The sequence below is a fragment of the Neorhizobium vignae genome (assembly GCF_000732195.1).
Lineage (GTDB): Bacteria > Pseudomonadota > Alphaproteobacteria > Rhizobiales > Rhizobiaceae > Neorhizobium > Neorhizobium vignae.
Genome location: NZ_JNNU01000044.1, coordinates 1 through 8,484 on the forward strand (window position 1 = coordinate 1; position 8,484 = coordinate 8,484).

Below are 8,484 nucleotides of genomic sequence, written 5' to 3' on the forward strand. Positions count from 1 at the left end.
ACCACCTCTCGGGACATCATCCTCGAGCGGTATGCGACCGTTTTCAAAGGCGTTGAGATCAACTCAACCTTCTATCGCCATCATCGTGCAACGACGTTCAGGCGTTGGGCGGACGCGGTGCCGGACAATTTTCGTTTCGCGGTGAAGCTACCTCGCGCGATTTCCCACGAGCGGAGGTTGAGAGATATCGACGACGTCTTCCGTTGTTTTCTTCATGAGATTTCGCCGCTCCATGCCAAGCTAGGCCCGCTCGTTTGCCAGCTGCCGGCCAAGCTGGCGTTCGATCAGGGAGATGCCGAAACCGCCTTTGCAGCGATGCGCTCCATATATGCCGGACCGATCGGCCTCGAGGTGCGCCATAGAAGCTGGGCATCCGTCCCGGCAATTGGGTTGCTGGATCGTTACTGTATCGATCGGGTGTTCGCCGATCCCGCCCTCGTCTGGCAGATCGGAGATTTTCCAGAATCGCCGCGCTACGTTCGCCTGCACGGAAAACCGAAGATCTATTATTCGCCTTATAGCATCCCGGAGATCCACACGATTCTCGAAATTCTCGCGCCGGATAGTTGGTGCGTGTTCGACAACACGGCGTCGGGCTCTGCTGCGGCTGACGCACTGACAATGCTCGACAAATATTCGCAGCAAGTTTCAGACGAAGCGCTATAGGATTCAGCGGCCATGCCATCGCGGCAGACGATGACAATCGTGCTCCGAACGGTCCGTAGGTGGTCTGGGAGTTCTTTCGCTTCCTAGGTACCACCATCGGAAACAGCAGGAAGCGGAACATGCGTCGGCGATGGTTGTTCTGTCACGCTCGGTTGTGAGGATTAAAGTATGCTCGATCCGAAACGTTGACGTCGACCGGTGGTCTATGAAGATCGGAGCGGGGTACCTCGCAAGGTAGTCAGCACGGACCAAGCCTCCCGCATTATGGCCTCCTCATGGCCCGTTAACTCTGGGAATGAGTTTCTTAAGACTCGCGAAATTTTCCTCGACGTCATGAGAGGCAGCCGCCCAATATCCGAAGCGCGAGCGGCATTTCTTCGAGCGGCAGAAGAAGCAGACCTCGATATCACTGGTAACTGACCAGTGCGGTCACAATCCGGGTCCCTGTCCCGGTCATCGGTCAGGATCGGGCGCTCAACCAGGGGCAAGGCGCTCACATCCAGCTCTCAACGGTTCGGTTCGGTATCCTTATGAGCATGTTCGACGACATACACCCTGACCCGAGGCCGATCACTATCGCGCGGCCCCACTTCAAGACGTTGCGTGATGATCGGTACCACTTCGTCCCCATGGCCCTGGTTGATGATTGCCGCAGCCTCGTCGCGGTCGATTAATTTCGGGGGATCTTGCAGTCTTTCCAGGAAGGATTGAGTGTCCTTTTCCTCCTCAGACGGGAACCCTTTTGCATGCTCGTCAAGATTCACTGCCCCTTCATCGTCGAGTATATCGAGTGCTGCGTCGAACTGCTGCCGCGACACGCCTGATACCAGCACCACATACCCTCCGCGACGAATTCCCTCACTATAAAGCTCGTGATCATCTTTCGGAAAAATGAAATCTTCCAGCTTGGACCACAAGCTCCGCTCTTGCTCGGGGATTGGGCGGTTGCCTCTCGCGTCCGCGATCAAGCCGAACGAGTCATCCGGGATCCCTGCATCACGAAGCCGCTGGAGAGCAGTTTGAGCAACGCCGAGGTCCTTAAATAATGCAGTTAGCATTCTAACGGGCGAGACCGCCTCTGGTTGATCCTCGGTATTCATCTCATCCTCCATGTTAAAATGCCGTTCACGCGCCAAGGCCCTGGCGCAGGCCTGGAGCTCGGCGGTGTCACCGCGCCCCATCCATAGAATTCTCGGAGGAAGAGCGGGTTCCGCAAGCCGAAGTAATAAAGGGACTGATCCCGTCAGTTTTGAGAGCATGCTGACGCAATGGAACATGGGGACACGGCCGCGCGTTCAGCTGTCCCTGCAGCATCGGCATCGACAAAAGGCATCTCATGGCAAAGCCCAATCGTCAGGAACATACTGAGACAACACCGCTCATTCATGGTGGTGCTATATTGCAGTCGGTGGTGGTAGATGACTACAACAATGAAATGCGCGGCCGGACAGGATTCATAGGCGATGACGCCAACAAGAAGACGTTTAGGCTGAAGCTCGATGAATTGAGAAGGCGGATGCGGGAGCTGAATAGAGATCCTCTTGGCGCTGTCCCGACGAAAGAGATATCCAAGAAGAAGATCGACGGTTTGCTGCGGGACGATAATCCGGAAGCGGTAGCTCTCGTCTTGGGGGCGATCGAGGGTTTCTCTCGGGATTTCGCCGACGTCATCAGGAAGTTTATGAAGGACAAGAGTTGGTCTAAGACGAAACGGATTGTCGTGGGTGGCGGCTTCCGTCAACGCCGGGTGGGTGAACTGGCCATTGCGAGGACAATGATGCTGCTCAGGAACGACGAGGTTGACGTCGAGATCGTGCCGATCGCTCATCATCCGGACGAGGCAGGACTGATAGGAGCCGTTCACCTGATGCCCGACTGGATGTTGAAAGGACACGCGGCAATTCTCGCCGTAGACATCGGCGGCACCAATGTTCGCGCAGGTATTGTGGAGTTCGGAAATGGCAAAATTCGACACTTGGATGATGCGAAAGTTCGCGAATCGATTATGTGGCGCCACGCTGATGAGAAACCTAGTCGCACAGCAACTATAGCGAAGCTGGCATCGATGCTGGAGGACCTGATTAAAAACGCGAAAGCCGCCCGCATAAAACTTGCTCCATTCATCGGCATTGGCTGCCCGGGTGTCATCGAGGTGGATGGATCAATCACTCGAGGAGGCCAGAACCTGCCCGGCGGGAACTGGGAAAGCGACCATTTCAATCTCCCAGCGGAACTCATGAAAACCATTCCCCAGATCGAAGGTAGCAACACGTTCATCATCATGCACAATGACGCGGTCGTGCAGGGACTATCGCAGGTACCACTAATGAGAGATGTTGCAAGTTGGGCAGTATTAACGATTGGCACCGGGCTCGGAAACGCTCACTTCACAAACCGTGTCCCCCAGGAAAAGTAGCGCCTAAACAGTGAGCTTGGCCGAAGTAAACTATTAACCACCGCAAATACTTAGGAAGACTGTTCTAATCTCATCAGGCTTCGCCACAGGATGCCTAAGGCGACGCTCCCCGGTAAATGCATTGCAGCGGGCCAAGAGCTTGCCGAACCTAACTTCGGAATGCACCGCAGATCTCGTCCCTGTCGGGTTCAAACGGAAATACGATCCAGTAAACATGGCAGGTTCTGAAGGCAATATCAGGGCTAGTTAGCTCGCACGGCATATCTGAGTGGCACTCGTCCGAACTTGCGCGCTTCACTGCCTAAAAAGGATCAAAGAACTCGCGAAGCCGGAGTTCACGTCGACCAAACCGGTGTAGGACCAAAGCCCTAGGCAGGAACGAGCCCGTATCGGTGACGTTATCTCCAAAGCACCAGAAGGTGAGGAGATGTCTGATGGACCACGATCTTTGGGACCGGCCAATCGAAGTCACAATCGATTGCGGCGACCACTATAAGAGCATCCGAAATAGCAGGGAGGCGGTCGCCTACCTTATGACTTGCTGGCCAAAGAAGGAAGGAGAGTCTTTCGCCGCCGCAAAGCGGCTCTGCATGGGCGCCGTTGATGGGCACACCGACCCATCGGCTGCCGCGCTGGCGTTCAAAGTTGCCGCCAAGGAGGCGGGTGTCCTCCGATGAACACGAACAGCCGGGCGGACCGGAATGGTCGCAGTTGCAGGGTGGTGTTCTCCGAGCGAGGCTCAATGCATCGGTGGGCTGATCTTTTCTAGAACAGGCAATCATCGAGCGAATAGCGCTGGTCGGCCCAAGCACGGCGACACATGCTCGTGGCACCAAGTCGCAGCAGCGTGGTACACTCCATGCCCTCGTTGTGTGAGCCTCGCAGACCCCGTCGGTTTCCTGAAATGTTTGCTTTGTCGCATTCCCGCGCCACCGTTTCGCAGAGGGGAACACGGACTCGCGGGGCGCTTGGTCCGAGACTATACCAAGAACAAACCTCCGAAATCGAACGTCGTGCTCTGATAGGCCTGAAAGCAGCGAAGAAGATACTTGAGGAAGGGAAGTGGGCGGCGGCCGTCAAACCGGACAGGCGAAGCTTGCCCGCATCTCGTGACGAGACCCCGCATCTAAACGTGGATGGACGGATACAACTCCACTGCAACCTAGCTTTTTAGCTTATGCAGAGCGGGACTAAGGTCCTACCGCGCTTGAACGTTCTATGAGGTGCAGCATGTCTGCAACATGGTAAAACTCTTTCTCGGTCTTCTGCTTCTGGTCACCGCATCGTGGACGATAGGTCTCTTGTGGCTAGCCTACCTCTATCTGCTCTAAAGCAGTTCAAACCGACGTCACGAACGGAATGAGAACAACGCGAGCTAGTCTCCGTCTCTGTTACAGAAGATGCGCAGACGCCTGATCTCCCCGGCGAGCATCAGCATTCCCCCGCTCACGATGATATCTACGGCGTCATCGTCCCCCGCCATCTCGGCAAGCGTTTGCATGTCCGCCATGAAGCCGAGCTGTATGGCGACCATATTCCATTGAGTGCAGTAGCTCTCTCCCGGCCATGCCGATAACATCGAAGCCAGGCAAGTCCAGCACCAGCGCCTTCGTTTGGGGTACGCCTATGTCGCCGGGTGATGCACAGGCTCATGATCGCGAGGTTGGGAACCGCCGCTGACATGCTCATTCATCGCCAGTCTGCAAGCGATTGCCTGGTACAGACGGCGTGTCGTCGATCGAAGGAAGCGAAAGTCAATGAAATCTGCCCTGTGTGAACACGCCAACCCTCCGCTTCAAACCGCCCCTCGGCTTCGGCTGTTGAAACAGCCTTTGCCGGAATACCGGCGGAGAGATCTTCAAGCGTATAGAAGCGGGAAAAATGTTCAACGAGGATTTCCGACTCGGTGTAGCCTTGCGCACCCGCGTTCCAGCTCGATATGTGGCCGGTCGCGAGTGAAGCACTTCCTCATCACGAGGTCGATGGAAAACGCGTCTAAAAGCCATAATAACCGTCGACTGCGGCGGTATGTGGTCAGACCAGATCGAGCTGCTGCCATCTGCGAACGTGGTAAGAGTTGGTTGACGCCGCTTTCCGTCTCCATCACCGCGTCTCAATCGCGGAACCGGAACAAAATGCAGGCTGGATGCTTTTCCGCTTTGAGGTCGCGTGCCGTGTCAACCGGACGTGACGGGGATAATGAACGCGAGGAATTTTCCGGTTTCTCCTCGCGGCCAACGAAATGGCAGCCGAGCGTTCTACCTGTCCGGTCCGCACCTCAGCTCCGCCGTCATTCGGCGGAGAAGGCGGAAGTGTACCGGGGACTGCCATGGTCAGCGACAAGCTCTCAACCTACAAGCAGAAGCGCGATTTCCAGAAAACAAAGGAGCCGAGCGGCCAGGCAAAGCTAAAGGCGTCCAACCACCGCCGCTTCGTCATCCAGAAACATGACGCAACGCGGCTGCACTACGATCTTCGCCTCGAAATCGACGGCGTGTTCAAATCCTGGGCGGTTACCAAGGGACCGTCGCTCGATCCGCACGACAAGCGGCTGGCGGTCGAGGTCGAGGATCACCCGCTCGACTACGGCGATTTCGAAGGCACGATCCCGAAAGGCCAGTATGGCGGCGGCACGGTGATGCTCTGGGACCGCGGCTATTGGGAGCCGGAAGGTAGCAAGAGCCCTGAGCAAGCTTTGGCGAAGGGCGATTTCAAGTTCACGCTTGAGGGCAAGCGGCTGCACGGCAGCTTCGTGCTCGTGCGGATGCGCAATGACCGCGACGGCGGCAAGCGCACCAACTGGCTGCTGATCAAGCATCATGATGATTTCTCCGTCGAGGAGAACGGCGCGGCCGTTTTGGAAGACAACGCAACCTCCGTCGCCTCGGGTCGGACGATGGAAGCGATCGCCGCCGGCAAGGGCAAGAAGCCGAAACCGTTCATGATCGAGAGTAGCGAAGTCCGCGCGGATGCGGTCTGGGACAGTAACCACGGCCTTTCTGCTGAAGAACGCAAAGCCGAACCCAAAACGAAGAAGAAAGTCGCTCCGGCCAAAGCCGCCAAGGCAGCGATGTCCGTAATGCCCGGCTTCGTCGCGCCGCAACTCTGTGAAACGCGCGAGCGTCCGCCCTCAACTGAAGGCTGGATCCATGAGATCAAGTTCGACGGTTACCGCATCCAGATGCGCATCGAAAACGGCAAGGTGACGCTCAAAACCCGCAAGGGCCTCGACTGGACGGCAAAGTACCCGGCAATCACCGGATCCGGCGCCGCGCTTCCGGACGCCATCATCGACGGCGAGATCTGCGCCCTCGATGGGAACGGCGCGCCAGACTTCGCAGCACTTCAGGCGGCGCTCTCGGAAGGCAAGACCGACGAACTGGTATATTTCGCCTTCGACCTGCTGTTTGAAGGCAATGAGGATCTCCGACAACTGCCGCTGACCGACCGCAAAGGTCGTCTGCAGAAACTGCTTGAAGAAGCTGACGAAGATCCGCGCCTGCGCCTCGTCGAGCATTTCGAGACCGGCGGAGATGCCGTCCTGAAGTCAGCCTGCAAGCTGTCGCTCGAAGGCATCGTCTCCAAACAGGCGGATGCTCCCTATCAATCCGGCCGCACCGAGACCTGGGCCAAATCCAAATGCCGGGCCGGTCATGAAGTCGTTATCGGCGCCTACGCCACGACCAACGGCAAGTTCCGCTCGCTGCTTGTCGGCGTCAACCGCGGCAGCCATTTCGTCTATGTCGGCCGTGTCGGCACGGGCTATGGCGCTGGCAAGGTCGATGTCCTGCTGCCCAAGCTGCGCGCGCTGGAAACGGCCAAGTCACCGTTCACCGGCATTGGGGTACCGAGGAAGGATGCCAACGTCGTCTGGGTGAAGCCGGAACTGGTGGCGGAGATCGAGTTCGCTGGCTGGACGGCCGATGGGCTTGTACGCCAGGCGGCGTTCAAGGGCCTGCGGGAAGACAAACCAGCAGGGGAAGTCGTCGCCGAGAGGCCTGCCTCGCCCGTTGAGGCCGACGTTCCGGATCCCGAGGTCGAAGCTGAAAAGCCAGCGCCGGCGAAGTCCATCCGCAAGGGCAAAGCGAACGTCATGGGCGTGTTGATTTCCAATCCGGAGAAGCCGCTGTGGCCGGATGCCGGTGACGGCATGCCGGTGACCAAGGTCGAGCTCGCGCAATATTACGAGGCGGTCGGCCCGTGGCTCATTGACCACATCAGGGGTCGACCGTGTTCGATCATCCGGACGCCTGATGGCATCGGCGGCGAGCAGTTCTTCCAGCGCCATGCGATGCCGGGCACGTCCAATCTTCTGGAACTGGTGCAGGTCTTCGGCGACAAGAAGCCTTATCTGCAGATCGATCGCATCGAGGGCTTGGCCGCCATCGCCCAGATCGGTGGTGTCGAGCTTCATCCCTGGAATTGCGAGCCGAAACTCCCTGAAGTTCCGGGTCGCCTGGTCTTCGATCTCGATCCGGGTCCGGACGTCCCCTTCTCCACCGTCGTCGAAGCCGCCCGCGAGATGCGTGACCGGCTGGAGGAACTCGGCCTCGTCAGCTTTTGCAAGACCACCGGCGGCAAGGGCCTTCACGTCGTCACGCCCCTTGCTGTCGCGAAGGGCAAGAAGCTAGCGTGGCCCGAGGCAAAGGGTTTTGCGCACGACGTCTGCTTGCAGATGGCGCGCGAGAACCCGGAACTTTATCTGATCAAGATGGCCAAGAACCAGCGCAACGGCCGCATCTTCCTCGACTATCTGCGCAACGATCGCATGGCGACGGCTGTTGCGCCTTTATCTCCGCGTGCCCGTCCCGGTGCCACCGTATCGATGCCGCTGACATGGGCCCAAGTGAAGACGGATCTCGATCCAAAACGGTTCACGATCCGCACCGTGCCCGCTCTTCTTGAGAAGACGAGCGCCTGGCAGGATTATTGCGACGGACAGCGCTCGCTGGAGCAGGCAATCAAGCGGCTCGCCAAGTCGATGAAGCAAGACGCCTGAACGCGCAAGTCAATAAAAACCGTAGCGCCGATCGAGCTCTTCGAGCGCAGCTGCACCTCATCGATCGAGAGTGGAGTTATTCCCGGGAGCTGACGAAGGGCCGGCTTGGAATCGACGGCGTAAAAGTCCGAAGCCCAGGCGGCGACGACCGAACGCTTATCGTCAACTGAAAGAGCACGCGCTCTCACCAGGTCGATCGGTCGCCGAAGCTGTATGCCCTGAAGCAAGACCGTTGGTCCCATCGCCATCGCGCTGTTGGTGGCCTGCTGAAGCAAATCGTGCATCATCCCACCACCTCACTGCACGTGCGGATCTTTGTCTCGCCGCAAGCGCGACGCGGCGATCACATCGGTTTCCGGCGTCAGCAGATCGTGTTTCTCGGCAAAGGCGGCGAACAGGCCGC

At 58.0% G+C, this 8,484-nt stretch carries 6 protein-coding genes and 1 pseudogene; 5 read left to right on the forward strand and 2 right to left on the reverse strand.

What is annotated here, in order from left to right:
• The first annotated feature begins 18 nt into the window (after nt 1-18).
• The gene (locus GQ59_RS30050; RefSeq protein ID WP_244448101.1) at nt 19-666 is read left to right on the forward strand and encodes a DUF72 domain-containing protein; all 648 of its coding nucleotides are present in this window, start codon (nt 19-21) and stop codon (nt 664-666) included.
• 198 nt (nt 667-864) lie between these two features.
• On the forward strand, nt 865-1,086 hold the full coding sequence (locus tag GQ59_RS33700) for a DUF982 domain-containing protein (protein WP_084683362.1): 222 nt from the start codon (nt 865-867) through the stop codon (nt 1,084-1,086).
• Nucleotides 1,087-1,172: 86 nt separating this feature from the next.
• Here the strand turns inward: GQ59_RS33700 and GQ59_RS30810 are convergent, their stop codons facing one another.
• Nucleotides 1,173-1,766: a hypothetical protein gene (locus tag GQ59_RS30810; protein ID WP_152564522.1), complete on the reverse strand. Its 594-nt coding sequence runs from the start codon at nt 1,764-1,766 to the stop codon at nt 1,173-1,175.
• Between the two features lie 236 nt (nt 1,767-2,002).
• On the opposite strand from GQ59_RS30810, the gene GQ59_RS30060 reads away from it, so the two are divergent.
• The 3 genes from GQ59_RS30060 (at nt 2,003) to ligD (ending at nt 8,081) form a co-directional block, all read left to right on the forward strand.
• The gene (locus GQ59_RS30060; protein WP_037088523.1) at nt 2,003-3,082 is read left to right on the forward strand and encodes an ROK family protein; all 1,080 of its coding nucleotides are present in this window, start codon (nt 2,003-2,005) and stop codon (nt 3,080-3,082) included.
• A gap of 434 nt (nt 3,083-3,516) precedes the next feature.
• A complete protein-coding gene (locus tag GQ59_RS30065; RefSeq protein ID WP_037088525.1) occupies nt 3,517-3,759 on the forward strand; it encodes a DUF982 domain-containing protein in 243 nt (80 codons plus the stop codon).
• 1,652 nt (nt 3,760-5,411) lie between these two features.
• Nucleotides 5,412-8,081, forward strand: coding sequence for a DNA ligase D (gene ligD / locus GQ59_RS30070; protein ID WP_037088526.1), 2,670 nt, complete (start codon nt 5,412-5,414; stop codon nt 8,079-8,081).
• Between the two features lie 296 nt (nt 8,082-8,377).
• On the opposite strand, the pseudogene GQ59_RS33250 reads toward ligD, so the two are convergent.
• Nucleotides 8,378-8,484: pseudogene (locus GQ59_RS33250) on the reverse strand (DUF982 domain-containing protein); the annotation flags it as partial.

Excerpts from the sequence above, each read along its gene's own strand:
- GQ59_RS30810 (WP_152564522.1), bottom strand. The coding sequence starts at position 1,766 with ATGAATACCGAGGATCAACCAGAGGCGGTCTCGCCCGTTAGAATGCTA.
- GQ59_RS30060 (WP_037088523.1), top strand. The coding sequence starts at position 2,003 with ATGGCAAAGCCCAATCGTCAGGAACATACTGAGACAACACCGCTCATT.
- GQ59_RS30065 (WP_037088525.1), top strand. The coding sequence starts at position 3,517 with ATGGACCACGATCTTTGGGACCGGCCAATCGAAGTCACAATCGATTGC.
- ligD (WP_037088526.1), top strand. The coding sequence starts at position 5,412 with ATGGTCAGCGACAAGCTCTCAACCTACAAGCAGAAGCGCGATTTCCAG.